At 73.0% G+C, this 24,442-nt stretch carries 19 protein-coding genes; 8 read left to right on the forward strand and 11 right to left on the reverse strand.

Annotated features, from left to right (window positions below):
- The first annotated feature begins 191 nt into the window (after positions 1-191).
- Positions 192-1,760, forward strand: coding sequence for an asparagine synthase (glutamine-hydrolyzing) (asnB, locus tag ACVUH9_RS10975; protein WP_475756785.1), 1,569 nt, complete (start codon positions 192-194; stop codon positions 1,758-1,760).
- Positions 1,761-2,023: 263 nt separating this feature from the next.
- Here asnB and ACVUH9_RS10980 read toward each other — a convergent pair whose 3' ends face one another.
- Positions 2,024-3,106: a transglycosylase family protein gene (locus ACVUH9_RS10980; protein ID WP_475756787.1), complete on the reverse strand. Its 1,083-nt coding sequence runs from the start codon at positions 3,104-3,106 to the stop codon at positions 2,024-2,026.
- A gap of 263 nt (positions 3,107-3,369) precedes the next feature.
- On the opposite strand from ACVUH9_RS10980, the gene ACVUH9_RS10985 reads away from it, so the two are divergent.
- The gene (locus tag ACVUH9_RS10985) at positions 3,370-4,134 is read left to right on the forward strand and encodes a MerR family transcriptional regulator (RefSeq protein ID WP_475756789.1); all 765 of its coding nucleotides are present in this window, start codon (positions 3,370-3,372) and stop codon (positions 4,132-4,134) included.
- A gap of 128 nt (positions 4,135-4,262) precedes the next feature.
- Here ACVUH9_RS10985 and ACVUH9_RS10990 read toward each other — a convergent pair whose 3' ends face one another.
- From ACVUH9_RS10990 to ACVUH9_RS11000, 3 genes are all read right to left on the reverse strand, one after another.
- Positions 4,263-5,507 carry a PucR family transcriptional regulator gene (locus ACVUH9_RS10990; protein WP_475756791.1) on the reverse strand — a complete coding sequence of 415 codons (1,245 nt, stop codon included), beginning with the start codon at positions 5,505-5,507 and terminating at the stop codon, positions 4,263-4,265.
- Positions 5,508-5,616: 109 nt separating this feature from the next.
- Positions 5,617-6,900, reverse strand: a complete 1,284-nt coding sequence (locus tag ACVUH9_RS10995) for an aminotransferase family protein (RefSeq protein ID WP_475756793.1) — start codon at positions 6,898-6,900, stop codon at positions 5,617-5,619.
- 88 nt (positions 6,901-6,988) lie between these two features.
- The gene (locus ACVUH9_RS11000) at positions 6,989-8,473 is read right to left on the reverse strand and encodes an aldehyde dehydrogenase family protein (RefSeq protein WP_475756795.1); all 1,485 of its coding nucleotides are present in this window, start codon (positions 8,471-8,473) and stop codon (positions 6,989-6,991) included.
- 145 nt (positions 8,474-8,618) lie between these two features.
- Between ACVUH9_RS11000 and ACVUH9_RS11005 the strand changes: the two genes are divergently transcribed.
- Complete coding sequence (locus ACVUH9_RS11005; protein ID WP_475756797.1) at positions 8,619-10,262, forward strand: PucR family transcriptional regulator ligand-binding domain-containing protein; 1,644 nt, start codon at positions 8,619-8,621, stop codon at positions 10,260-10,262.
- Between the two features lie 23 nt (positions 10,263-10,285).
- On the opposite strand, the gene ACVUH9_RS11010 is transcribed toward ACVUH9_RS11005, so the two are convergent.
- Genes ACVUH9_RS11010 through speB form a run of 5 tightly spaced genes read right to left on the reverse strand, consistent with a single transcriptional unit; the run spans position 10,286 to position 15,463 of the window.
- Entirely contained in the window at positions 10,286-11,056 is a 771-nt protein-coding gene (locus ACVUH9_RS11010) for a hypothetical protein (RefSeq protein WP_475756799.1), read from the reverse strand.
- A 20-nt stretch (positions 11,057-11,076) separates the two neighbouring features.
- Entirely contained in the window at positions 11,077-12,063 is a 987-nt protein-coding gene (locus ACVUH9_RS11015) for a metallophosphoesterase family protein (protein WP_475756801.1), read from the reverse strand.
- A gap of 10 nt (positions 12,064-12,073) precedes the next feature.
- Positions 12,074-13,684, reverse strand: a complete 1,611-nt coding sequence (locus ACVUH9_RS11020) for an amino acid permease (protein WP_475756803.1) — start codon at positions 13,682-13,684, stop codon at positions 12,074-12,076.
- Positions 13,681-14,481 (reverse strand): nitrilase-related carbon-nitrogen hydrolase, encoded by an 801-nt coding sequence (locus ACVUH9_RS11025; protein ID WP_475756805.1) that lies wholly within the window; start codon positions 14,479-14,481, stop codon positions 13,681-13,683. Before ACVUH9_RS11025 ends, ACVUH9_RS11020 begins: the two co-directional genes overlap by 4 nt.
- A gap of 19 nt (positions 14,482-14,500) precedes the next feature.
- Positions 14,501-15,463, reverse strand: coding sequence for an agmatinase (gene speB / locus ACVUH9_RS11030; protein WP_475756806.1), 963 nt, complete (start codon positions 15,461-15,463; stop codon positions 14,501-14,503).
- 262 nt (positions 15,464-15,725) lie between these two features.
- On the opposite strand from speB, the gene ACVUH9_RS11035 reads away from it, so the two are divergent.
- From ACVUH9_RS11035 to ACVUH9_RS11045, 3 genes are all read left to right on the forward strand, one after another.
- Positions 15,726-16,778, forward strand: coding sequence for a LacI family DNA-binding transcriptional regulator (locus ACVUH9_RS11035; protein ID WP_475756808.1), 1,053 nt, complete (start codon positions 15,726-15,728; stop codon positions 16,776-16,778).
- A gap of 108 nt (positions 16,779-16,886) precedes the next feature.
- Positions 16,887-17,330: a GNAT family N-acetyltransferase gene (locus tag ACVUH9_RS11040; protein WP_475756810.1), complete on the forward strand. Its 444-nt coding sequence runs from the start codon at positions 16,887-16,889 to the stop codon at positions 17,328-17,330.
- Positions 17,331-17,348: 18 nt separating this feature from the next.
- Positions 17,349-18,386: a tyrosine-type recombinase/integrase gene (locus ACVUH9_RS11045; RefSeq protein ID WP_475756812.1), complete on the forward strand. Its 1,038-nt coding sequence runs from the start codon at positions 17,349-17,351 to the stop codon at positions 18,384-18,386.
- Here ACVUH9_RS11045 and ACVUH9_RS11050 read toward each other — a convergent pair.
- Entirely contained in the window at positions 18,284-19,045 is a 762-nt protein-coding gene (locus tag ACVUH9_RS11050) for a class I SAM-dependent methyltransferase (protein ID WP_475756814.1), read from the reverse strand. The genes ACVUH9_RS11045 and ACVUH9_RS11050 overlap by 103 nt on opposite strands.
- A 228-nt stretch (positions 19,046-19,273) precedes the next feature.
- Positions 19,274-20,770, reverse strand: coding sequence for an aldehyde dehydrogenase family protein (locus tag ACVUH9_RS11055; protein ID WP_475756816.1), 1,497 nt, complete (start codon positions 20,768-20,770; stop codon positions 19,274-19,276).
- A 272-nt stretch (positions 20,771-21,042) separates the two neighbouring features.
- Here ACVUH9_RS11055 and ACVUH9_RS11060 point away from each other — a divergent pair, with 272 nt between their 5' ends.
- Positions 21,043-22,602: a GAF domain-containing protein gene (locus tag ACVUH9_RS11060; RefSeq protein WP_475756817.1), complete on the forward strand. Its 1,560-nt coding sequence runs from the start codon at positions 21,043-21,045 to the stop codon at positions 22,600-22,602.
- A gap of 160 nt (positions 22,603-22,762) precedes the next feature.
- A complete protein-coding gene (locus ACVUH9_RS11065) occupies positions 22,763-24,373 on the forward strand; it encodes a Na+/H+ antiporter (RefSeq protein ID WP_475756819.1) in 1,611 nt (536 codons plus the stop codon).
- The last annotated feature ends 69 nt before the right edge of the window (positions 24,374-24,442 follow it).

Below are 24,442 nucleotides of genomic sequence, written 5' to 3' on the forward strand. Positions count from 1 at the left end.
GGGCGACGGCGAGCTGATGCGGATTGTGGGTCATATAGGCACCAAATCCGCATCAGCAACTCGTCGGCCCCACCCACCGCTCGGGCCCGACCAACCCCGCCACGCCGACGATCGCGCTCGCGACCGCTCTCGGTCGGCCACCGCGACCCACCCGGCCCCGGGCGCCCCCAAGAGCGCTAGCGTGAAGGTGCATGTGTGGAATCGCCGCCGTATACGGGGCAGCCAACGCCGACGCGGGAGTCCGCATGCTCTCCCGCCTGACCCACCGTGGCCCGGACGACATCGGCCAGGTGTCGGTCGGCGACGAGGCCTGGCTCGGCCACACGCGGCTCTCGATCGTCGACCTCGCGGGTGGCCGTCAGCCGCTCGGCGACCGGACGCTCTGGCTCGTCGGCAACGGCGAGGTCTACAACCACGAGGACGTCCGCCAGACCCTCGACGGCGCGCTCTTCGACACCGACTCCGACAACGAGGTCGCGCTGCACCTGGTCGTCGAGCGCGGGGTCCAGGCCCTCGCCGAGCTGCTCGGGATGTGGGCGATCTGCCTCGCCGGCCCTCCCCCGCCGCCCGACGCCGACGAGGACTGGATCACCTTCCTCGCCGCCCGCGACCCGCTCGGGATCAAGCCGCTCTACTGGGCCCGCCGCGAGGGCGAGGTCCGCTTCGCGTCCGAGATCCGCGCCTTCGACGAGGACTGGCGGTGGGCGGTCGAGACCTTCCCTCCGGGCTGCGCCTGGACCCCCGAGCACGGCCTCGTCCGGTTCGCCGACGCGGTCCCGCCCGAGGTCGTCGACGTGCCGCGGACGCCGGGGCCGAAGCAGCCGGGCGCGCCGATCCCGGAGGACATCCTGCGCTCCACGCGCGAGGTCCTCGTCGATTCGGTCGACCGCCACATGATGGCCGACGTCGACGTCGGGGTCTTCCTCTCCGGCGGCCTCGACTCGAGCCTGATCGCGGCGATCGCCGCCGACTTCCTGAAGGCCCGCGGTCGCCGCCTGAAGACCTTCGCGGTCGGCACCGAGCAGAGCCCCGACCTGCTCGCCGCACGGGTCGTCGCCACCTTCCTCGACACCGACCACCACGAGGCGATCTACACCGCCGACGAGGCGGTCGCCGCGCTCGATCCGGTGATCGAGGCGATCGAGTCGTTCGATCCCAGCCTCGTCCGCAGTGCCGTCCCCAACTGGTTCCTCGCCGAGCTGGCCGCGCGCCACGTCAAGGTCGTCCTGACCGGCGAGGGCGCCGACGAGCTGTACGCCGGCTACGACTACTACCACGACGAGTTCGCCTCGCCGGAGAAGCTCCACGGCGAGCTGGTCCGCACGATCCGCGGGCTCCACGACCTCAACCTCCAGCGCGCCGACCGGGTCACGATGGCCCACGGGCTCGAGGCGCGGGTGCCGTTCCTCGACCGTGAGGTGATCGCCCAGGCGCTCTCGCTCGCCCCCGGCTGGAAGGCGTCGGACACGACCAAGCCCGAGCAGCTGGAGAAGCGGGTCCTGCGGCACGCGTTCGACGGCTGGATCCCGTACGAGATCCTCTGGCGCCCGAAGCTCCAGTTCGGCGACGGCAGCGGTGCCGCCGACGTCCTCCAGAAGCAACTCGAGGCGTCGATCAGCAAGGACGAGTTCGAGCGCGAGCGCACGATCGTCACCCCGCCGCTGCGGACCCGCGAGGAGCTCGCCTACCACCGGATCTACGCCAAGTACCTCGGCGGCGTCCGCCCCGAGCGGACGATGGGCCGCTTCGCGCAGTCCTAACCGGCCGAAGCCCGAAGCACACGCCCGGGGGATCCGTCTGAGGCGTTCGTGGCCCCCGTCAACCACGCGGCGCGGTTGCGTCTGAGGTGGTCGTGAACCAAGCAGGTCGGCGCGCGCGATGCGAGAGCTGGACCCGAAGAACCCCCCGGGGCTCCGTCTGAGGCGTTCGTAGGCCGAGCAGGTCGCCGACCGTGGTCCCGACAGCTGGACGCCAGTCCTGCCGAGGGCCACGGGTGGCGAGATGCGAAGCGCCTACGGACGCCTCAGATGATCCCGACGATGGCGGCGCAGTCCCAGTTCCGCGCCCCCGCCCCGCCGTTCCAGAGCTTGGCCGCGAGCCGGTCCTGCTCGGCCTTCGACGCCTGGTAGGCGTGCGGGGTGCTGCCGCCGAGGCCCTTCCAGGTCGCCGGCATGAACTGGTAGTAGCCCGAGGCACCCATGTAGTTGGGGCCGACGTTCTGGCCGCCGGACTCGCACTGGACGATCGCCCACGGGATCGCCCACGAGCCGCCCCCACCGCTCGACGCGACCGAGCGGGTACCGGCGGCCGCCGCGGCCGGGGCGGTGAATTGACGCGCGGCGCGCCGCTGCTCAGCCTGCAGCCGGGAGAGCGTGCGCTCGGCGCTCTGGCGCTTGCTGCGGGCGTTGGAGAGCGCCGACAGCCGCGCCTGGCGGGCCTCGGCCAGCGACGCACGCCGCTGCTCCAGCCCGCTGGTCATCGACGCCATCGCGTCCCGCTGGCGGGTGACGACCGCGGCCTGACGCGCCTGGCTGGTGCGCAGGGTCGTCAGGTGCTGCTCGTCCTTCGTCGCCCCGTCGCGCGCCACCCGGATCTGGCCGAGCAGGTCGGTGTTGCGGTTCTGGATCCGCTTGAGGAAGTCGACCTGCTCGAGCAGGTCGTTGAAGCCCTTGGCGTTGAGGACGACCTCGACCATCCCGGGCGGATCGGCGGTGTAGCGGGCGCGCAGCGACTCCGCGAGCATCACGCGGCCCTCGGCCAGGCGTCGGCGCAGCCGCACCAGCCGCTCGCGGGTCTCGCGCAGGTCGGTGGTCGTCGCCTTCAGCCGCGCCTGGGTCTGGTCGTACTGCTGCTGCACGTCGTCGAGCCGCTTCTGGGCGGCGGCGACGGCCTTCGACGCCGACGCCTCGAGGGCACCGAGTCGGTCGGCGGTCGAGGACAGCTGCTGCTCGCGCCCTCGCTGGCGGTCGATCTCGCTGCGCAGCGCGGAGCTGCTCGGCGCACCGGGGGCGGCATGCGGCAGCACGGCCAGCAGGACGAGGGTGACGAGCACGGCACCGGCGAACCACAGACCGGCGCGGCCACGGAGGACAGACGTGGAGACCATAAGGATCGTGTTCGAGACGGCAATCGAACGCGACCGTCGACAGTAGTCGCGCCCGGCCGCCGCGCCCAGCGGTGCACGACATCGTGCGTGCGACGTGCACACGGGTCGCCGCGCGACCCGGTCCGTCCGCGCCCTCGCCGCCTGGTTCCACCCGCCTCCGTCCCCCCGGGATCGCGCGCCGTGGGCGCCTGCCCGGCCTCGCCCGCGACCAGATCTCGATCCGCCCTTGACCCTCACGCTACGTGAGGCTGCATGATCGTTCCGTGGACGAGTACACGGTCGGAGAAGTCGCCCGGTTGTCGGGCGTGTCGGTGCGCACCCTGCACCACTACGACGGCATCGGCCTGTTGGCTCCCAGCGAGCGGAGCTCCGCTGGCTATCGGCTCTACGCCGAAGCGGACCTCGCCCGGCTGCGGCAGATCCTCTTCTACCGCGAGCTGGACTTCGGGCTCGACGAGATCGCCGAGATCCTCGCCGACCCGCAGGGCCGCAGCGACGACCACCTGCGTCGACAACACCGGTTGCTCCGCGACCGACAGACCCGCACGGGCGCCCTGCTCGATGCGGTCGAACACGAGATGGAGGCACGAAGGATGGGCATCTCCCTGACCCCCGAGGAGCAGTTCGAGATCTTCGGTACGACGAAGCTCGCCGAGCAGACCGCCGAGGCGGAGCAGCGCTGGGGCGCGACCGAGGCCTGGAGGCAATCGCAGCGCAGGACCGCCGCCTACACCAAGGACGACTGGGTCGCGATCAAGGCTGAGGCGGACGAGAACATCGCGGGCTTCGCCGACGCGCTCCGCGCCGAGGAACCCGCCGACGGGCCGGTCGCGGTGGCGCTGGCCGAGGCCCACCGCGAGCATCTGACGCGCTGGTTCTACGTCTGTGACCACGAGCAGCACCGGGCCCTGGCGGCGCTCTACGTCTCCGACCCGCGCTATGCGGCGAGCTGGGACGAGGTCACCCCCGGGTTCGCCAGCTACGTGCACGATGCGATCCTCGCCAACGCCGATCGGGCTTCCGCCTGACGGCCATCCGCGGCGGGCGGCCCGCCGGGACCCGGGTCACCGGGCCTCGGTGCTGCCGGCCTGGTTCTGGCTCAATGCCCGCGCCCCACGCCCCCACGCCCCTACGGCCCCCGCGCCCCGCGCGGCCCTCAGCGCACGCCCCGCCGGCGCAGCGCCAGCTCCAGCCGGAACCGCTCCTCCGGGTCCTCCAGGTCGCTGCCCAGCAGCTCGCGCAGGCGCGCCAGCCGGTAGCGGACGGTCTGCGGGTGGAGGTGCAGCGCCTCCGCCATCCGCGGGCCGTGACCACGGTGGTCGAGCCATGCCCGCAGGGTCTCCAGGTAGCGATCGCGGCGTCCGGCCGGCAGCGCGTCGAGCGGGCCGAGCGTCGTCGCCGCCAGCTCGTCGGCCGCCTCCGGATCGGCGTGCACGACGAGCAGCGCGAGGTGGTCCTCGGCCCGCAGCAGCCCCCCGTCGGCCCCGGCCAGCCGCCCCGCGTCGTGCAGGACCAGGACCGAGCGGGCGCGGCGGTAGGAGCGGGCGACGTCCGCCCACGGGACCGTCGGGCCGATCGCCGCCGTCCGCCCGCGCAGGCTCCCGGGCAGCCGGTCGCGGACGACGTTCGCCGGGACGATCCCGATCGCGAGCGCGTCCTGGGCCCCGGCGACGACCGTCGGGTCGATCCGCAGCAGGTCTCCCGGCCCGTCGGCATCGGGCAGCAGCACCACCGCGACCGCCTTCGGCGGCACCCAGCCGAGGTCGTGCGCGGCGGTCACGAAGTCGGCGGGCTCGGTCGCACGATCGGCGGTCACCAGCCGGATCAGCGCGTCGCGCGAGCGCTGGGTCGCCCCCGCCCGCAGCGACTGCTCGTGGGCCCAGCCGGCGACCGAGAGCGCGGCGAGCCGGTGGATGTAGGCGAAGATCGCGTCGCCGAGCCGGATCAGCGTCGCCTGGTCGGCCCCGTGCTCGCGGGCGGCATCGCCGAACCGCCGCCAGGCCACGCGGGCGCCGCAGCGGAAGGCCGCCTGGAGCGCGTCGAGGGTGCGGCCGGAGCGGACCTCGCCGCGGCCGACCTCCTCGATCATCGTCGTGCCCGACGGCGGCCGGGCCGGGTCCTCCAGCAGGTCGACGAACTCCCCCAGCGACAGTTCGACGCCCTGGCGGACGACGGCCCCGAAGGCCCCCTCGAACGGTCGCCGGTACTCGTCGACCTCGGCCCGGATCGCGTCGAGGATCTCGTCGGCGACCGACGGCAGCGTCTCGCGCAGGACCGCGGCCAGCTCGGGCGGCAGCTGGCCGATCCGCTCGCGCGCCTCGCGCTCCTCGCGCGGGATCCCCGAGAGGTCGGCCGAGCTGGCGATCCGGTTGCTCGGGTCGTCGAAGCCCACGGTCCCCATCCCTCCATCCTACGCAGGAAGCGATGAATCACAACGACGACGAGCCGCCGACGAGCAACCGTCGACGACTCGCTTCATCACGGCGCGAGCAGTTCGCGCCGCGGGCTGCTCAGGAGGCGGCCTCGACGTGCGCGTGAACGGCATCGAGCCCGGCGCGGATGCCCTCGCCGATCTTGCTGATCTCGGCGCTGTTGATCGTCAGCGGCGGCGAGACGGCGACGCCCACCCCGAGCGGGCGCACCAGCACGCCGGCATCGCGCGCGCCTCGCTGGCAGGCGGCGACCGCGCCCGGCACGGCACGGGCCTCGGCGGTCAGCTCGACCCCGGCCATCAGGCCCGTCCCGGCCCGGACCTCGGACACCAGCGGATGCGACGCCAGCGGCGTCAGCGCGTCGGCCAGCTCGCCCTCGAGCTCGCGCCCGCGCGGGATCAGGTTCTCGTGCTCGTAGATGTCCATCGCGGTCAGCGCGGCGACCGCCGCGACCGGGTGGCCGGCGTAGGTCGCGCCGTGGGGGAAGACCGGCGCGCCCGGCTTGCCGGTGAAGAACGGCTCGGCGATGTGACCGGCGACCAGCAGCGCGCCGATCGGGATCGTGCCGGAGCTGAGGCCCTTGGCGGTCGTGATCATGTCCGGCTCGACCGGCCAGCGGTCGATCCCGAACCAGGTCCCGAGCCGGCCGAAGGCGCAGATCACCGCGTCGGCGACGAACAGGACGCCGGCGTCACGGCAGATCGCGGCGACCGCCTCGATGTAGCCGGGCGCGGGTGGGCGCACGCCGCCGGCCCCGATCACCGGCTCGCAGAAGAACGCGGCGACCTTGTCGGCGCCGATGCGATCGATCTCGGCCTGGAGCGCGGCCGGGTCGTCGTGGTCGATCACCGACGTGCCGGGGACCAGCGGGCCCCAGCCGGTCGTGTTGCCCTCGATCCCGCCGACCGAGGTGCCGAAGCCGTGGGTCCCGTGGTACCCGTGACGGCGGCTGATCAGGTGGTAGCGCTCCGGCTGTCCGCCGTGCTGGAAGTGGCGCCGGGCGAGCTTCGCCGCGGAGTCGATCACGTCGCCGCCGCCGGAGGCGAGGAAGACCTTCGTGCCCGGGCTCGGGGCGAGCGCGGCGAGCCGGTCGGCCAGCTCCATCGCGGGACGGTTGGAGTAGTCGCCGAAGATGCTGTAGCCGTCGAGCTTGCGCAGCTGGGCGGCGACCTTGTCGGCGATCTCGGCCCGGCCGTGACCGAGGTTCGCGTACCAGAGGGCCGCGGTCGCGTCGAGGTAGCTACGGCCGTTCTCGTCCCAGACCCAGCAGCCCTCGCCGCGGTCGATCACGAAGGGGGCGCTCTCGACGGCTCCCATGTCGGCAAAGGGATGCCAGAGGGCGCTTCCGGTCTTCGTGCTCATCGTGCTCTCTCCTGATCGAGGTCGGTGGTGGCGGCGGTTGGCCGCACGGTCGGGTGGTCGGCGCCGGCCGGGCGCCGGGCGGTGGCGCTCACGCCCGCGACCGGATGCGGACGTAGACGCTGCGGGTGGTGGTGAAGAAGCGGCGGGCGGCGACGCCCTGCTCGCGGTCGAGCGCCGACGAGGCCTTGTCGCCACCGAACGGCACGTGCGGATCGGCGCCGCCGGTCTCGCGGTTGACGTGGACCATGCCCGCCTCGACCCGCTCGGCGAAGAGCATCGCCGAGGCGAGGTCGCGGGTGAAGATCGCGGCCGACAGCCCGTACTCGGAGTCGTTGACGCGGACGATCGCGTCGGCGAAGTCGCTGACCGGGACGATCGCCAGGACCGGCCCGAAGATCTCCTCGTGCAGCAGCGGGTGCCCCTCGGGGACGCCGGTGACGACGGTCGGGGCGACGAAGAAGCCGCGCTCCGGATCGCCGGCGGTGCCGCCGGCGCGGACCTCGATGCCGTCGTCGGCGGTCTGCGCGAGGTAGCCCGCGACGCGATCGAACTGGGTCCGGCTCACGAGCGGCCCGATCTGGGTCGCGTCGTCGAGCGGGTCGCCGACGACCATCTGCCCGACGCGTTCGACGATCCGCTCCACCAGCGCGTCGTGGACGGCCTGCTCGACGTACAGCCGGCTGGTCGCGGTGCAGCGCTGGCCGGTCGCGAGCATCGCCCCGCGGACGATCTGGTCGGCGGCGTCGTCGAGATCGGCGTCGGCGAGCACGACCGCGGCGTTCTTGCCGCCCATCTCGACGCCGACCCGGATCCCGCGGGCGGCCGTCGCGGCCTGCAGCAGGCGGCCGACGCGGGTCGAGCCGGTGAAGGTCAGGGCGGCCAGCCGCGGGTCCTCGGTCAGCGCGTCGGAGATCGGCGCCCCCGGCCCGGGCAGCAGGTTGAGGACGCCGTCGGGGAGCCCGGCCTCGGCGGCCAGCTCCGCGAGCCGGGTCGCGCAGCAGGTCGCCAGCTCGCTCGGCTTCCAGACCACCGCGTTGCCGTAGGCGAGCGCCGGGGCGATCTTCCAGGCGGGGATCGCGAGCGGGAAGTTCCACGGGGTCAGGCAGGCGACGACGCCGAGCGGCCGCTCGATCGTCAGCGGCAGCGTGTCGGGCTCGGTCCGCGGGTGCACGTCGCCGGCCGGCTGCAGCGCCTCGCCCGCGAACCAGCGCAGGATCTGGACGGTCCGCTTCGCCTCGCCGCGCGCGTCGCGGACGGCCTTGCCCTCCTCCGCGGCGAGCAGCTGGGCCAGCTCCTCGAGCTCGTCCTCGACCAGCCGGGCCCACTGGTGCAGGACCGCTGAACGACGACCGGCGCCGCCTTCGGCCCAGTCGATCTGGGCCCGCGACGCGGCGGCGTAGGCCTCGTGGACGTCGTCGGGGGTCGAGCGACCGATCTCCGCCAGGGTCCAGCTCGGGTCCCCGGGCGAGACGTGCGGATCGGTGGTCGTGGCCACCCGCCAGTGGCCGCCGATCAGCAGCTGACCGGCGTGTTCGGAGGCGACGGGACGTCGGGGGGCGACCGGCTGGGGCATGGTCCCAGCCTCGCGTTGGGACGGACCGCTCGCAACGGGGTTGACGACGAAGGCCACCGATGTCGTTCGTGGCGAGCACAATGGTTGTCGGTCCACGATGATGGCCGTCAGGCCTCCGCTCCCCCACCCCCGCTCCGACCGACCCATGCCCGCCAACCGCCCCTCCTCGCTGTTCTGCCTCGGCGACCTGCTCGACCAGCACGACCTGCAGCTCGAGCTGGTCGTCGGCGGCGACGAGGCGCGCGCTCGGCGGGTCTCCGGCGTCCACGCGATCGAGATCGACCGTCCGGCTCGCTGGCTCGCGCCCGACTGGGTGATGCTGAGCACCGGCGTCCGCCTCATCGGCAACGTCGAGGCCCAGCGCGCGCTGCCGGGCGAGCTGCTCGGGGCCGGGGTGGCGGCGCTCGGGATCGGGCTCGACCTCGGCTTCGCCAGCGTCCCCGAGCCGCTGCTCGACTCCGCCCGCGAGCTCGGACTGCCGGTCTTCAGCGTGCCGTTGCAGACCCCCTTCCGCGAGATCGAGGGGTTCGTGCAGCGGGCGCTGCTCTCGTCCGAGATGCGGATCCTCCAGCGGCTCTCGTCGATGCAGCGGTACCTCGTCGACGCGCTCTCCTCCAGCGACCCGCAGCCGACCGTCGTCCGCCGGCTCGCCCGGTTGCTGGAGTCGTCGGTCGCGGTGCTGCATCCCGACGGGACGCCCGAGGAGGCGATCGGCGAGCTGCCCTCCGGCCTCGGCGAGCTGTTGGACGATCCCGCGGCCGGCGTCCGCGAGGTCGAGCGGGACGGCTGGCGGATCGTCGTCGCCCCGGTCGCGCCGGACGCGGCCGATCCCGACGGGCGCTGGCTGGCGCTGGCCGCGCGCGGACGCGAGCTCCACGACCACCGGCTGGTCCGCCCGGTGCTCCAGGCCGCCGCCCCGCTGCTGGCCGCGGTCGGCCGGCTCGAGCAGACCGGCCTCCGCCAGGACCGGGAGCTGCGGCGGCTGCTGCTGACCGATCTGCTGGCGGGCGTCGGCGACGAGCAGACCCTGCGCGCGCGGGCGACCGCCTGCGGGATCGACCTGCGCGCGCCGAGCGCGGTCCTGGCCGTCGCCCCCGCCCCCGGCCTCCAGACGCCGGCCGGGGTCGAGCGGATCGAGCGGCGGATCGACGAGCGGTTGGCGGCGGCCGGGGTCGCCCGGCTCGTGACCGTCGACCGCGGCCGGGTCGTGGCGCTGGTCGCGGTCCCCGAGGGCGACGTCCCCGACGAACTGCTCCGCCGCCTGACCGCCGATGCCGACACCGACGGGATCGCGATCGGCGTCGGGCGCGGCGGCGCCGGGGCGGCCGCGATCGCCCGCAGCGGCGCCGACGCGCACGTCGTCGCCGACACGCTGACCGCTCCCGCCACCGTTGGCCGCGCACCGCGGACGGCCAACGGCCCGAGCCCCGTCGCGGGCGCCGGATCCGGGGACCACCACGACCGCTGGCGCCGCTACGTCGACGTCGACCTGCCCGCGCTGGTCGTCGGCGAGGTCGAACCGGCGGCGATCGCGCCCCAGGTGGAACGGGTGCTGGCCGCGATCGACGCCCGTCCCGGCCTGCGCGAGGCGCTGCTGGCCTACTTCGCGCACGACCTCGACGCGGCCGCCGCAGCGGCCTCGCTGCACCTGCACCCCAACTCGCTCCGCTACCGGCTCGGCCGCCTGGCCGACACGCTCGGCAGCTCGCTGCGCGATCCGACGACGATCGCGACGCTGGTCCTGGCGCTGGCCGCCGAGCGGCGCGCCGCCGGCGACCCGCCCGCCTGAGCGGACGGGTCGCCGGGTCCGGCTCAGCCCTCCCGCTCGACCTCTTCCGGGAGCTCGTACCAGCGCTTGCGCTCGCCGATCTTCGCCCGCAGCTTCCAGCCGCGCGACTTCGGGGCGGCCTCGATCGCGGCCGACAGGGCGTCGAGCCGCTCGCGGACGAGGACCCGCTCGCCCGCGTCGAGCGCGCTCTCGGCCAGCCCCTCGCGGAGCCGGTCGAGGTTGATCTCGAGGGTGTGGCAGAGGCCCCAGTCGCGAGCGGTCAGCTCGGCGATCCGGGCGCCGTTGATCGCGTCCGTGTCGTGGTCCGCGACCGGCAGCCCGGCGAACAGGGCGTAGAGGTCGCCCTGGTCCTTCGGGTTCAGCTTCACGACCTGGAGCTTGGTCAGCGCCAGCTCGGCGGCGGCGAGGGTCCGGTCCTCGACGTCGATCCGCTCGGCCAGCGGCAACGCGTGGCACATCTCGAACGACTCGACGAAGACGTCGATCTTGTGACCGGTCGGATCGTGGTGGAAGATCAGCCGGCGGGCACCGTTGAGCGCGTTGAACTCGCGGTCGCCCTCCCAGCCGGCTTCCGCCAGCAGCCGCTCGACCGCCCGCGACGAGCTGCGGTCGGTCAGGTAGTCGAGGTCGTCGCTGGTCCGGTACAGCGCGGGCGGCATCCGCTCGCCCAGCAGCAGCCGGATGCCGATCCCCCCGAGCAGGCGCATCCGCACGCCCTGCTCGGTGGCCAGCGCCGCCAGCCGCGCTGCCTCCTGGGGCAGCTCGGGCAGGACACCGCTCTCGGTCGTGCTCATCATGCTCTGCTCCTCGGTGGTCATCCGGTCACGAACTGATGGCGGACGCGTCCCGGTGTCAGGTTGATCAGGCAGCCGGCGATCCGGCCCGTGTGGTAATCGCTGCCCGGGTTGATCGACACCGTACGGCCGATCTCGGTCGCACCGGGACTTTCGTGGACGTGGCCGTGCAGCGACAGCAGCGGCTGGTACTTCTCGATCAGCTCACGGACCGCCGTCGAGCCGACCGGGACCAGCTTCGGCTCCGACCCGGACATCACGACGTTGAGGTCGGCGTCGAGCGCCGGCGCCGTGTCCAGCCGCGAGTCGTACGGCGGCACGTGCAGGTTGAGGATCAGGCGATCGCGGTCCTCGACCTGCTCGCAGAGCGCGCTGACCCGGTCGAACAGCTCCGACTCGTCCATCTCGCGCGGGGAATCGAACGGGGTCCGGTTCGCCCACCCCATCGAGACCATCGTGTAGTCGCCGAAGGTCACGATCCGCTCGTCGCAGGCCTCGACCCGGGTCGCCTCCTCGATCGCGCCGTCGACGCCGTCGGGGTCGTCGTTGCCGGGCATCATGAAGCAGCGGACGTCGGTCCCGTCGAGGCGCTCGGCCCCCAGCTCCAACCAGCGGCGGAACGTCTGGAGCATGACCTCCGCGAACCACTCCTCGCGGCGCTCCTCCTCCATCCCACCGACCTCGGTCACCTGCTCCGGGGTCATCCGGTGCGGGTAGAGGCCGCTGTTGCGGATCCGGTCCTCGAGCGCCTTGATCTCGTCGTCGGTGACGGCATGCTGGACGTCGCCGTAGAGATCGGCGGTCCAGCCACCGGCCTCCGCCTCCACGAGCGGGATCACCACCTTGCCGGTGACGTCCCCGCCCATGATCAGCGTGTTGGCCTCGTAGACGCGACCGGCGTTGAGGAACTTCCGCCACAGCACCTCGGCGCCGTGGATGTCGCTGGCGAAGTAGATCCGCTGACTGGCCGCACCCGCGGCGCTCTTGCGCTTGCCGAAGAGTCCCATCGTGCTCCTTCTACTCGGCCGGGAGCTCGCGGTACGCGAGGTCGAGGTCGTATCCCTGGCGACTGCGGATCGCCCGGCTGATGATGTAGATCGCGATCGCGACCACGTAGACCCCGACGGCCATGATCAGCTTGCCCGGGTTGTTGGCCAGGCTCGCACCCGAGTTCGGGTCGATCAGCAGGATCGTGATCGCGCCGCCGAAGCCGAGCACCGCGAGGCCGCCGACCAGCGACAGCATCGGGATCCCGAGGATCTTGCGGCCGTAGGCGGTCGAAGCGACCAGCTTGGGGTGACGCAGCGGCAGCACCACACCGGAGATCGCCGTCACCAGCAGGGTCAGCGAGAGCCCGAGCAGCGCGGCCAGCGACGAGAACCAGTCGGTGAACGAGTAGACGGCGGTGCTGGCGATCGAGAGGCTCGTCATCACGACGATCGCGACCAGCGGCGAGCGGGTCTTCGGCTCGACGTAGGAGAGCGCCTGCGGCATCACGCGGTCGAACGACCAGGCGAACATGCTGCGGCTGACGAGCAGGATCGTCTGGGGCAGCCAGACCATCATCGAGACCGCGAAGCCGAGGATGATGATGCCGCCGATGATCGGCGAGCCGGACGCGATCGCCATCAGCTCGGCGTAGGCCGGGGCCCCGGAGAAGCCGTAGCTGGCCGGATCGGCGAGGCCGAACTGACCGGCCATGTCGTAGCCGACGATCTTGGTGAAGGCCGGGGTCAGCAGCAGCAGGATCAGGACGACCAGGCCGACGGCGCCGGGGATCGAGAACAGGTGCGTGCGGCGCTGCATCCGGATCTCGCCGGCGAAGTAGTTGCTGGAGTAGATGAAGCCGAAGATGAACCACCAGATCGACGCCGACTTGATCGTCGCGCTGAGCGAGAACTCGGTCGAGGCGTGCCCGGCATCGCGGGCCGAGGCGGCCAGCTTGGCGGCAGCGTCGGAGACGCCGAGGTTGGCGGAGTAGCTGTCGAACTGGCCGAGGAACCCGGCGTGGCTGCCGAACAGGCCGAGCAGGATCGGGATCAGCAGGGCGCCGATCAGGTAGATGGCGAAGGCCCAGATCTGGACCTTGAAGAACAGCCGCAGGCCGCCGAGCGCGAACAGCGCCGCGGAGCCGATCAGCAGGAAGGTGCCGACGATGAACAGGCCCCAGCTCGAGGTGAGCCAGTCAGCGACGCTCAACCAGCCGGTCGCCCCGGTGTAGCCGGCGATCATCCGTGCCAGCGCGCCGAAGCCGTACTCGGCGATGTAGGTCGTGTAGACGCCGATCACGACCGCGAGCCAGAAGCAGAAGCTGAAGCTGGCGGCGAAGCCGATCGATGGATGCAGCGCGCGACTGTTGAAGACGTAGTCCCCGCCGGTCCGCGGCATGACCTGGGTCAGCATCGCGTAGAGGAACGCGCCCGGTAGCCCGAGCGCCGAGGCGATCAGGAAGCCGACGATCGCGTTGGCCCCCGGGTAGAACCCGTAGAACAGCCAGAAGAAGCCGAACGTCAGGGCGACGCTCGACCACATGACGTTGTAGAAGAGCGCGTCGCGCGTTCGTCCTTCACGGACGAGTCCTGTGGCCTTTCTTTGAAAGACGGTCGCCGGGGTCTTGGTCGTACTCATGCGGATCCTTGCGCGGTCGGGTGGTGAGCGGTGCGGACCGGCAAGCGGTCACGCAGATGATCGAGGTAGTCGAAGTCGTCGTGGGGACGATCTCCGACGGGCACGTCGGCAACGAGCAGCACCGGGGTGCCGGCTTCGTGTCGGTCCCCCGGGTCTGTCTCGGCCAGTACTCGGCCGTCCTGGTCGACGATGCAGCTCCCGCCAACGAATGTGTGGCCGGACTCGTGGCCGACCCGGTTGACGTAGACGTGCGGCAGCCGGTTCTCCAGCGCCCGCGAGCGGGCGGCGAGCCGGTGCTGATCGGCGTACGGGGCCATGTTCGCCGCGATCGTCACGAGCAGCTCCGCCCCCGCCCCCGCGAGCGCGCGGGCGGGCTCCGGGAACTCGACGTCGAAGCAGTTCAGCGGGCCGACCCGGTGGCCCGCGAGCGGCGCGACGAGGTACTCGTCGCCGGGGGTGAAGGTGGCGTGCTCGACGGCGCCGAAGAGGTGCGTCTTGCGGTAGACGTCGACCAGCTCGCCGGCGGCGGAGACGAGCGCGACGCTGTTGGCGATCGCGTCCCCCCGCCGCTCGGCGAACCCGACGACGACCGCCGTCTGCTGCTGCGCCGCGACGGGGGCGATCTCGGCGATCGCCTCCTCCGCGGTGCTGGCGGTGCGGTGGGCGTTCGCGGGGTCGTACCCGTCCAGGAACAGCTCGGGGAAGACCGCGAGCTCGACCTCGGGGTGCTCCTCCAGTGCCGTCCGCACGGTCGCGATGTTGGCGCGGCGCGCCCCCGGCTCGGGGGCGGCCTGCACGAGCAGGACCCTCACGTGATCAGCGCCCGCAGCCGGCGTGGAAGGCCATCGCCTCGAGCGCGATCCGGCCGGCGATCAGGCTCGTGGTCGGGGTCGGGTCGAGGCTCGGCGAGGTCTCGACGACGTCGACGCCGACCAGGCCGGGCCGGGACACGCCGCGGACGAGCTCGATCGCCTCACGGGCGGTCAGGCCGCCCGGGGTCGGGCAGCAGGTGCCGGGAGCGTAGGCGGCGTCGAGCGAGTCGACGTCGAAGCTCAGGTAGACCCCGTCGCCGGCGCCGGCGATCTCGAGCGCGCGGTCGACGGCCCAGGCGGTCCCCTTCTCGGCGATCTCGTCGAGCCAGACGACGCTGATGCCCTTCTCCTCGCAGTAGTCGAGCTCGGCCCGCGGGTTCATCCAGCCGCCGATCCCGACGAGCACGATCTTGGCCGGGTCGAAGCCGGCGTCGACGGCGCGGGTGATCGGGCAGCAGTGGTTGAGCTCTTCGCCACCGACGTCGGGCGCGCTGTCGAGGTGGGCGTCGATCAGGATCAGGCCGGGATCGGCGACGTGGTCCTTGACCGCGCGGACGGCCGGGATCGCGATCGAGTGGTCGCCGCCGAGCGTGACCGGCAGGGCGCCGGCGCCGATGATCTGGCCGATGTCGTGCTGGGCCCGGGCGAAGGTGACCTCGGCGTTGGCCAGCGCGACGTTGACGTCGCCGCAGTCGACGACGTTCAGCGCGTCGAAGAGGTTGAAGTCGTAGTTGGCGAGGTATGGCTTGTACTGGACCGAGATCTCGCGGATCTCGCGGGGGCCGTAGTTGGCGCCGGTCCGGCTGATGTTGGTCGCGTCGAACGGGATCCCGTAGATCGCGGCCGTCGCCCCGTGCTCACGCAGCGCCGCCGTGTCGGCCGGCACGTGCGGCACGCCCATGAACGATCCGGCGAGGCCGGCGTGGAGCAGGCTGGTCCACATGTGCGGGTCGTGCTTCGGTGTCATCTCTGGGGCTCCAGGTTGCAAGAACGTTTTTTCAGCGTCACGAGGGCGACAGAGGGGACCGCGTGACCCGGCCTCGGCTCGTGAGTGGGGAACGACCGCCGCCGGCCTGCGCCGTCGGTGGGCACCTCACGAACCCTCCCCTCCTGCAGACCGACCACGGAACGGATGACCCTCCCGGCCCCCGTCTCGAGGTCGCTCTGTGATGGACCTTACGCAAAACCGTTTTTGTCTGTCAAGTCCGGATGTGAGTAGGATCCGCCAGGTGAGTCGTCCAGAACGGAGCAAGCGGGTCGGTATCCGCGACGTCGCCGCCGAGGCGGGGGTCTCCGTGACGACCGTGTCCCACGCCCTCAACGGCAAGGGCCGACTGCCCGAGACGACCCGGGCCCACGTCCGCGAGGTCGCCGAGCGGCTCGGCTACCGCCCGAACCCCTCGGCGCAGCGGCTCGTCGGCGGCCGGACCGGGCTGCTCGGCCTGACCGTCGCCCACCCCGGCGCCGGCTCGCCGTCGATGATCACCGACGTTGCGTACTTCGTTCAACTGCTGAGCGCGGCCAGCACCGCCGCGCTCTCGCGGGGCTACGCGCTGGTCCTGTCGACCAGCGGCGCGGAGGGCGAGCACGCCTGGCAGCGGACCGCCATCGACGGCGCGGTCGTCGTCGACCCGGTCGCCGACGACCCGACTGTCGCCGATCTGCGCGCCGCCGGCACCCCGGTCGTGACCACCGGGCGGATCGCCCACGAGGACGGCGAGGAGGACAGCGGACCGTGGGTCGACAACGACCACGCCGCCGGCACCCGGCGGCTGCTCGCGCACCTCGAGCGAGCCGGCGCCGAGCGGATCGCCCTGATCTCGGCCCCGCTGGGCACCTCCTACGCCCACGACATGCGCGAGACCTACCTCGCCTGGTGCACCGAGCGTCGTCGCCGGCCCGAGATCGAGATCGTCAGCGAGGACCTCGGCGAGGGAGCGGGCTTCGCCGCCGCCGGCCGGCTGCTGGAGGGCGACCGCCCCGACGCGATCCTCGCCGCACTCGACCGGCTCGCGCTCGGGGCCCAGCTCGCGGCCACCACCCGCGGTCTCGACGTTCCCGGGGACCTGTTGATCGCCGGCTACTCGGACTCCGACGCCAACCTCCGTGCGTCCCCGTCGCTGACCGCCCTCCACCTCCATCCCGAGCAGATCGGGGCGCGGGCGGTCGAGCTGCTGATCGAGATCGTCGAGGAGCGGGTCCCGGCCCAGCAGCAGATCCTGATCCCGGTCCGCCTGAACGCCCGCGGTTCGACGCGGCGCGCGCTGGCGGCGACCGAGTAGCCACGGCGGTCAGCGCACGGTCCGCCACCGTGGCGGCCACGATCGGGCGGTCGCGGAATCGGTGGCGCTCCAACCTCGCCGGGGCCCGGCCCGCGTCACGATCGGGCGATGTCCGCCCCCGCCCGACTGACGCTGCGCGACCACACCGCCGACCCGCGCCCGGTCCTCCGCACGCTGCTCCAGCTGCGCCCCGTGCCCGCCACCCGGGAGGCCCTGCTCGAACGCCTGCAGGTCACGATCGACCGCCACGACGAGGTCGTGCTCGGCGTCCACCGCGACGGCGAGGAGGACGCGATCGGCGTCGCCACCTACAAGCTGGTCCACAACGTCGCCTACGGACGGGTGCTCTACGTCGACGATCTCGTGACCGACGCCGGGGCCCGCCGGCTCGGGGTCGGCGGCTTCCTGATGGACGAGCTCGAGCGCCGCCGCGACCAGCTCGGCTGCGACGAGCTGCAGCTCGACTCCGCCCCGACTCCGGAACGCGCCGCCGCCCACGCGATGTACTTCCGGCGCGGCCTGCGGATCACGTGCTTCCACTTCGGGCCGTGACGGGTCGCCGCCAGCATCGTGCACGTCGCCCGACACCGCAGGAACCGGGTCGCGGCGACCACCGATGACGGATCGAACAATGGACGGGCACATGAGCGGACGCGAGCGCGGCATAGTCTCTTCCGCTCACTGCGCCACCCCTTCGGCACGCAGATGGCCTCCGCAGGCGTCCCACTCGTAGCAATCAAGCAGTGGCTCGGCCACGCCGACATCGCCACCACGATGATCGACGCCAAGTGGGCAAAGGATCGCGCCGCGGAGCGGGCGTTCGTTGATGCGGCGTTCGCCGGCCGCGCGTCCATTCCGGGCGAATCAGGGGCACTCGGCAGATCCCTGGCACTTGGCCAAGTCACGATCTGCCGTTTCGCAGCCTCATCGGGTCACCTCAAGCCCCCCTCGATCTCGCTGCGCTCCCAGATCCAGTTAGCGGCGAGAGCAGCGGCCTCGTCCCACGGGCGCTCGGGGTCGTCATCGGGCACCCAAGCAGCAGCCTGCAGGTGCGTAGTCGGGTGCAGCTCAGCCACGAGACGTTTCCTTGTTGAGCATCCTCTGAACGCTGCCCGAGTCTTGCAGGGGGCACCGCTCGTCTACTCGGAGAGATGGCAGACAAGATCCAGTCCGGCCGCGCGGTTCAAGCGAGACGCGCCGGAGCGATGTGGCGGACGACATCGTGGAGCAGTGGCGCGCAGAAGCCAAGCGACTCGAAGGCACAACGTGAGTCGAGCAGCGGTGAATCCCGCTGCCGCCTACTGCAGCCAAGAAGCAGCCGCCCCCGGGTCGCGGGCACCTACCATGCGCGCCCCCAACATGACGGCCAATGAACGGGTCGCCGTCCGCGATGCTCTCCCCAGAAACGACGGAACCCCCGCGTTTGCAGGGGTTCCGAGAGTAGCGGGGGCAGGATTCGAACCTGGCGACCTTAGGGTCATGAGCCCGAGGGCCCCGCAAGCCGCTCAGCCCGGCTTGCGCGCCTCGATCAGGAAGCGGGTCGTCGTCGCCACGAACGGCCCCTCGGCCTCGATCCGCTCGTGCAGCTCCCGCAGCCGCTCGCGGTAGCCGTCGACGGTGAAGCCGGGCACCATCCAGATCACCTTGCGGAGGAAGTAGATCACCGCGCCGACGTCGCCGAAGGTCGTCCGCAGCGCCTCCGGCCGTAGGTCCACGATCTCGAGGCCGGCGGCCTCCGCCCCGGCCCGCGCGTCGTCCGGATGCCGCGCGCGCCGCACCGCCTCGGGCTGCGGACCGAGGAAGTACTCGACCAGCTCGAAGACGCTCGCCGGTCCGACGTGCTGGGCGAGGTAGACGCCGCCGGGCTGGAGCACCCGGGCGATCTCGGCCCACCAGACCGTGACCGGATGGCGGCTGACGACGAGGTCGAAGGTCGCGTCCGCGAACGGCAGCGGCGGCTCGTCCGCGTCGGCGACGACCGCGACCCCGCGGGGTCGCAGCAGCGCGGTCGCCTTCGCCACGTTCGGCGGCCACGACTCGGTCGCGACGGTCAGCGTCGGCAGCTCCGGCGCCTCGGCCAGCACCTCGCCGCCGCCGGTCTGGACGTCGAGCGCGGCCGACGCCGTGGCCAGCCGCCGCGCGATCGTCCGCGCGTAGCCCCACGAGGGCCGCTGCTCGGTTGCCCGTCCGGCGAGCCAGGAGAACTCCCAGCCGGCGACCGGCACCGCCTCGGCCTCGGCAACCAGCTCCTCGAACGACCGGGACATGCCCCGATCCTGACAGTCGGGCCTGCGGAAGGACGACCCGCCCGGCGATCCTGCCCACCACCGCCCCGCCCCGCCCGACGACCGCGTCAGCCGTGTTCCGGCTCGTGCCCGCCCCCCCCCCCGGAACGACGAAGGGCCCGCCGTCGCGCGGACCCTTCGCCCGGTGCTCGCCGCGGCGAGCGGTCTCGGGACGTCGTCGCGGGGAACGCGACGCCCGTCCCGAAGCCCCTAGAGGGCGACGATCACCGACTTCGTCTCGAGGTAGTTGTTGAGGACCTCCTCCCCCATCTCGCGGCCCCAGCCGCTCTGCTTGTAGCCGCCGAACGGCAGCTCGGCGGAGAACACGTGGTACGTGTTGACGTGGACCGTGCCCGCCTGGATCCGCTTGGCGAGCTGGTGGGCCTTGGAGACGTCGCGCGTCCAGACGCCCGCGGCGAGGCCGTAGTGCGAGTCGTTGGCCTGGCGGGCGAGGTCGTCGACGTCACTGAACGGCAGCGCCGCGATCACGGGTCCGAAGACCTCCTCGCGCACGATCGCGTGGTTCGCGTCGGCGCCGGTGATCACGGTCGGCTCGACGTAGTAGCCCGGCCGGTCGATCGGGTTGCCGCCGGCGACGGCGGACGAGCCCTCCTCCTGGCCGAGCTTCAGGTAGCCGGTGACGCGATCGAACTGCTCGCGGGAGACGAGCGGACCCATCTCCGTGTCGGCGTCCATCCCGTAGCCGACCTTGATCCCCTTGGCCGCGGCCGAGACACCCTCGACGACCTGGTCGAAGTGCTGCTCGGCGACGTACAGGCGGGATCCCGCGGAGCAGACCTCCCCCTGGTTGAAGAAGATGCCCTGGGCGGCCCCGGCGATCGCCGCGTCGACGTCGGCGTCGTCGAAGATGATGTTCGGCGACTTGCCGCCGAGCTCGAGCGAGACCCGCTTGAGGTTGCCGGTCGCGGCCCGCGCGATCATCTTGCCGACCTCGGTCGAGCCGGTGAAGGCGATCTTGCCGACGTCGGGGTGCGCGGCCAGCGCGGCGCCGGCCGTCTCGCCGTAGCCGGTGACGATGTTGACGACGCCCTTGGGCAGGCCCGCCTCGAGCAGCAGCTCGCCGAGCCGCAGCGCCGACAGCGGCGTCTGCTCGGCCGGCTTGAGGACGACCGTGTTGCCGGTCGTCAGCGCCGGGCCGAGCTTCCAGGCGGCCATCAGCAGCGGGAAGTTCCAGGGGATGATCTGGCCGACGACGCCGATCGGCTCACGCAGCGTGTAGGCGTGGAACTCGGCGCCCGGCAGGTACGGGACCGACGGCGTGACGGTGCCGCCCTTGATCTTCGTCGCCCAGCCGGCCATGTACCAGAAGAGGTCGGCGGCGAGGGCCACGTCGGCGGCCAGCGCGACCGCCTTCGGCTTGCCGTTGTCGAGCGACTCGAGCTCCGCCAGCTCCTCGGCGTGCTCCATGATCAGGTCGCCGGTGCGGTGCAGGATCCGGCCGCGCTCGGACGGGTTGAGCTTCGACCAGGGCCCCTCGAAGGCGCGGCGGGCGGCCGCGACGGCAAGGTCGATGTCGGCCGCGTCGCCCTCCGCGACCACGGCGAGGACCTCGCCGGTGCCGGGATCGATGGTCTCGAAGGTCCGGCCCGAGACCGCGTCGACGAGCTCGCCGTCGATCAACAGCCGCTTGGTGCCCTGCAGGAAGCTGCTCGCGTGGTGAGCGGGGGTGACGCTGGTGGTGGCCATCGAACTCTCCGTGTCCGTCGTTGGTCTCCGGCGCGGCGGGGAGGCGATCTCTCTCGAGATCGCATCCCGTGGCCGGGAGGGGTCAGGACGAACGTACGCCCGCGCCCGTTGCCCTCACGCTGCCAATCACGAGCGGCAACGCGCCACGTTTGGGACGGGCGATGCCGGTCGCTCCGACCCCGACCGCCGGGCGCCCCCGCTCGCAACCCCCGTGCAACCGCCGTGTTTCCCCCCGCGCGCTCGGCGCGTGCGTACGATCGGTGGTGAGAGAGATGCCCCGCAGTTCGATCGATCCGTGGGCGGCGTTCGACGCCGCCGCCGACCCGGTCCGCCACGCCCTGCGGCTGGCGCGACTGAATGAGACCGCCCGGACCGGCCGCCAGGTCGCGGGAGCGGTGCGGTCGGTGATCGACCGTTCGTGGCAGCGCTCGGCCGCAGCCGGGGTCGATCCGTCGCTGACCCGGCCTGTCTCCTCGCTCGCGGGCGACGCGCTCGAGCAGCGCCGGTCGCTGCACCCGCTGGCCACGGTCCGGCCCGGGCTCACGCGGCTGCTGCGGGAGCTGTCGGCCAGCGCACCCCACGTCTTCGCCCTCAGCGACGCCGACGGGCTGCTGCTGTGGGTCGACGGCGCCGAGTCGGCCGTCGAGCGGGCCGGCGGCGATATGGCCTTCGAGGCCGGCTCCGACTGGAGCGAGCGGTCCGCCGGCACCAACGCCGTCGGCACCGCGCTGATCGAGGACCACGCGGTCCAGATCTTCAGCGCCGAGCACTTCCGGCCCGCGGTCCACGACTGGACCTGCTCGGCCGCCCCGATCCACGACCCCGAGACCGGCGAGCTGCTCGGCGTGCTCGACGCGACCGCCGACCTGCGGACGGTCGACCCCCGCACGCTGCCGTTCCTGGTCGGCGCGGCGCGGGCGGCGGAGCAGGTGCTGCGGGCCCGGGCGCTGCGCCGCGACGCCCGCCTGCAGGCGCTGGTCCGCCAGCGGCCGACCGGCGCCCCGCGGCCCGCGCTCGCGCTCAGCCCGGCCGGACGGGTGATCCGCCTCGACGGGGGCGGCAACGCCCTGGCCAGCGGCGACCGGCGCTGGCGGCTGCCGCTGCCGGGCCCCGACGGCGGACCCGTACGACTGCCCGACGGGAGCATCGGTCACGCCGAGCCCGCCGGCGACGACGGCTTCCTCGTCTTCGCCGACGACGACGTCGCTCGCCCGCGTCCGCAGGCGACGCTCGAGCTGCTGGGGACGACCAGCCCGCTCGCCCGCCGCCGCGACGGCGCCCAACCGCTCAGCCGCAGCCACGCGGAGATCCTCGCCCTGCTCGCCTTCCACCGCGCCGGCCTCTCCGCCGAGCGCCTCGCGGTCCTCCTGCACGGTGACCAGGCCAACGACAGCACCGCCCGCGCGGCCTGCTCACGGCTGCGGTCGCGGCTGCCCGGCGTCGTCCTCGCCCGCCCCTACCGGCTCGCCGACGGGGTCAGCGACGACCTGACCGAGGTCCGTCGGCGGCTGGCCGCGGGCGACCTCGCCGGAGCGGTCGGCGCCTACCGCGGGCCGCTGCTGCCCGAGAGCGTCGCCCCCGGGGTCCGCGAGATCGGCGACGGGCTCCACGCCGAGCTCCGCGGAGCGCTGCTCGAGGCCGGCGACGCCGAGGCCCTGGCCGCCTGGTGCGCGTGCCCGCACGGCGCCGACGACCTGCTCGCGGCCGAGGCGCTGGTCCGCGCGCTGCCCGCGGGCGATCCGCGCCGCGGGGCCGCTGCGGGCCGGATCGCCGCGCTCCGCCGACGGCTCGGGCTGACCAACCGCCCGGGCGTCGTCGGGGCTCCCGGCTGAACCGCCGCGGCGGCAGCGTCGAGGCCACGGCGCCGTCGCCCCCGCCGCACGGCCCGACCCTGGCCGCGCCGCACCCGATCGGCGGACGACCGACCGGCCCGGTCCCGCGACGCCCGTCACCGCCCGGATCCGGGGGCCCGCCCCGTAGCCTGGCTCGTCGATGACGCTGCTCGCCAACGCCGCCGCGACGACGCCGTACCTCGAGGCGGCCGGCCTGCTGCTGGCGATCGCGCTGCTGCTGGTCGTCGCCCAGGCCGGACGACTTCCGTACCCGCTGGTGCTGGTGGTCGGCGGCGGCGCGCTGGCGCTGATCCCGGGCGCCCCGCGGATCGAGCTGAACCCCGAGCTGGTGCTCGTGATCTTCCTGCCGATCCTGCTCTACGCGGCGGCCTTCTTCAGCTCCCTGCGCGACCTCCGCCGCCAGGCGCTTTCGATCTCGACGCTGGCGGTCGGACTGGTCCTGGCGACCGCGGTCGCCGTCGCCGTCGCCGCCCACGTCCTGATCGGGATGGACTGGCCGGCCGCGTTCGTGCTCGGCGCCGTCCTCTCCCCGACCGATCCGGTCGCCGCGACCGCGATCGCCCAGCGGATCGGCGCCCCGCGGCGGGTGGTGACGATCGTCGAGGGCGAGTCGCTGATCAACGACTCGAGCGCGCTGATCATCTACAAGTTCGCGGTCCTCGCGGTGACCTCGGGCGGCTTCTCGCTCTGGCACGCCAGCGCCAGCTTCGTGCTCGGCGTCCTCGGCGGACTCGCGATCGGCGTCCTGACCGGCATCGCGATCGTCGCGATCCGGCGCCGGATCCGCGACACCACGACCGAGATCGCGATCTCGCTGCTGACCCCGTACCTCGCCTACCTGCCGGCCGAGGCCGCCGGGGTCTCCGCCGTCGTCGCCGCGGTCACCTCCGGCGTCTGGCTCGGCTGGCGCTCGCCGTGGCTGGTCACCCCCACCTACCGGCTGCAGGCGTTCGCGGTCTGGGAGGTGCTCCAGTTCGTCGCCAACGCGGCGCTGTTCGCACTGGTCGGGATGCAACTGCCACTGATCGCCGACTCGCTGCGCGACGCCCACGAGCCGACCGGCACCTGGATCCTCCAGGGCCTGCTGGTCGCCGCGGTCGTGATGCTGGTGCGGATCGCGTGGATCGGCAGTGGCGAGCTGCTGGTCCGCTGGCTCCCGCGGCTTCGTGAGCTGCGCCCGGTCGGCAGCGGCACCGAGGGAATCGCGATCGCCTGGACGGGGATGCGCGGGGCGGTCTCGCTCGCGACCGCGCTGGCGATCCCGGTCGCGCTCGACGACGGCACGCCGTTCGCCGACCGCGACCGGATCATCCTGCTCGCCTACGTCGCGATCCTGACCACGTTGCTGCTCCAGGGCCTGACCCTGCCGCGCCTGCTGACCTGCCTCGGCCTCCGCGACAGCGACGACGGCGACGCCGAGGAGGAGGCGATGGCGCGGGCGGCGATGGCCGACGCGGTGCTCGACCAGTTCGACGAGATCACCGCCGGCTACGACATCCCTGAACCGATGGCCAACCGCTTCCGGACCCAGTACCGCTTCCGCCAGGAGCGCCACAGCGCCCAGCACCGGGGCGAGGCCGATGCACGCCTGGAGGCCGGCAGTGCCCGCTTCGTCGCCTTCCGCAACGACCTGCTCGACGCCGAGCGACGCGCGCTGCTGGAGCTGCGGACGACGGGCTGCATCGGGGACGGGGTCATGCACCGGATCCAGCGCGACCTCGACCTCGAGCAAGAGCGCTTGACGGGCTGACCGCCGCCACCTCCGGCGGGCACCGAAAGTAGGAGGTGGCACGTCTCGCTCCTGGCGGGCATGATGTCG

This window comes from Patulibacter ginsengiterrae, from assembly GCF_056269115.1.

Bases quoted from the DNA above. Each gene is read 5' to 3' on its own strand.
- asnB (WP_475756785.1), top strand. From the start codon at position 192: ATGTGTGGAATCGCCGCCGTATACGGGGCAGCCAACGCCGACGCGGGA.
- ACVUH9_RS10980 (WP_475756787.1), bottom strand. From the start codon at position 3,106: ATGGTCTCCACGTCTGTCCTCCGTGGCCGCGCCGGTCTGTGGTTCGCC.
- ACVUH9_RS10990 (WP_475756791.1), bottom strand. From the start codon at position 5,507: ATGGGGACCGTGGGCTTCGACGACCCGAGCAACCGGATCGCCAGCTCG.
- ACVUH9_RS10995 (WP_475756793.1), bottom strand. From the start codon at position 6,900: ATGAGCACGAAGACCGGAAGCGCCCTCTGGCATCCCTTTGCCGACATG.
- ACVUH9_RS11000 (WP_475756795.1), bottom strand. From the start codon at position 8,473: ATGCCCCAGCCGGTCGCCCCCCGACGTCCCGTCGCCTCCGAACACGCC.
- ACVUH9_RS11005 (WP_475756797.1), top strand. From the start codon at position 8,619: ATGCCCGCCAACCGCCCCTCCTCGCTGTTCTGCCTCGGCGACCTGCTC.
- ACVUH9_RS11010 (WP_475756799.1), bottom strand. From the start codon at position 11,056: ATGAGCACGACCGAGAGCGGTGTCCTGCCCGAGCTGCCCCAGGAGGCA.
- ACVUH9_RS11015 (WP_475756801.1), bottom strand. From the start codon at position 12,063: ATGGGACTCTTCGGCAAGCGCAAGAGCGCCGCGGGTGCGGCCAGTCAG.
- ACVUH9_RS11020 (WP_475756803.1), bottom strand. From the start codon at position 13,684: ATGAGTACGACCAAGACCCCGGCGACCGTCTTTCAAAGAAAGGCCACA.
- speB (WP_475756806.1), bottom strand. From the start codon at position 15,463: ATGACACCGAAGCACGACCCGCACATGTGGACCAGCCTGCTCCACGCC.
- ACVUH9_RS11040 (WP_475756810.1), top strand. From the start codon at position 16,887: ATGTCCGCCCCCGCCCGACTGACGCTGCGCGACCACACCGCCGACCCG.
- ACVUH9_RS11050 (WP_475756814.1), bottom strand. From the start codon at position 19,045: ATGTCCCGGTCGTTCGAGGAGCTGGTTGCCGAGGCCGAGGCGGTGCCG.
- ACVUH9_RS11055 (WP_475756816.1), bottom strand. From the start codon at position 20,770: ATGGCCACCACCAGCGTCACCCCCGCTCACCACGCGAGCAGCTTCCTG.
- ACVUH9_RS11060 (WP_475756817.1), top strand. From the start codon at position 21,043: ATGCCCCGCAGTTCGATCGATCCGTGGGCGGCGTTCGACGCCGCCGCC.
- ACVUH9_RS11065 (WP_475756819.1), top strand. From the start codon at position 22,763: ATGACGCTGCTCGCCAACGCCGCCGCGACGACGCCGTACCTCGAGGCG.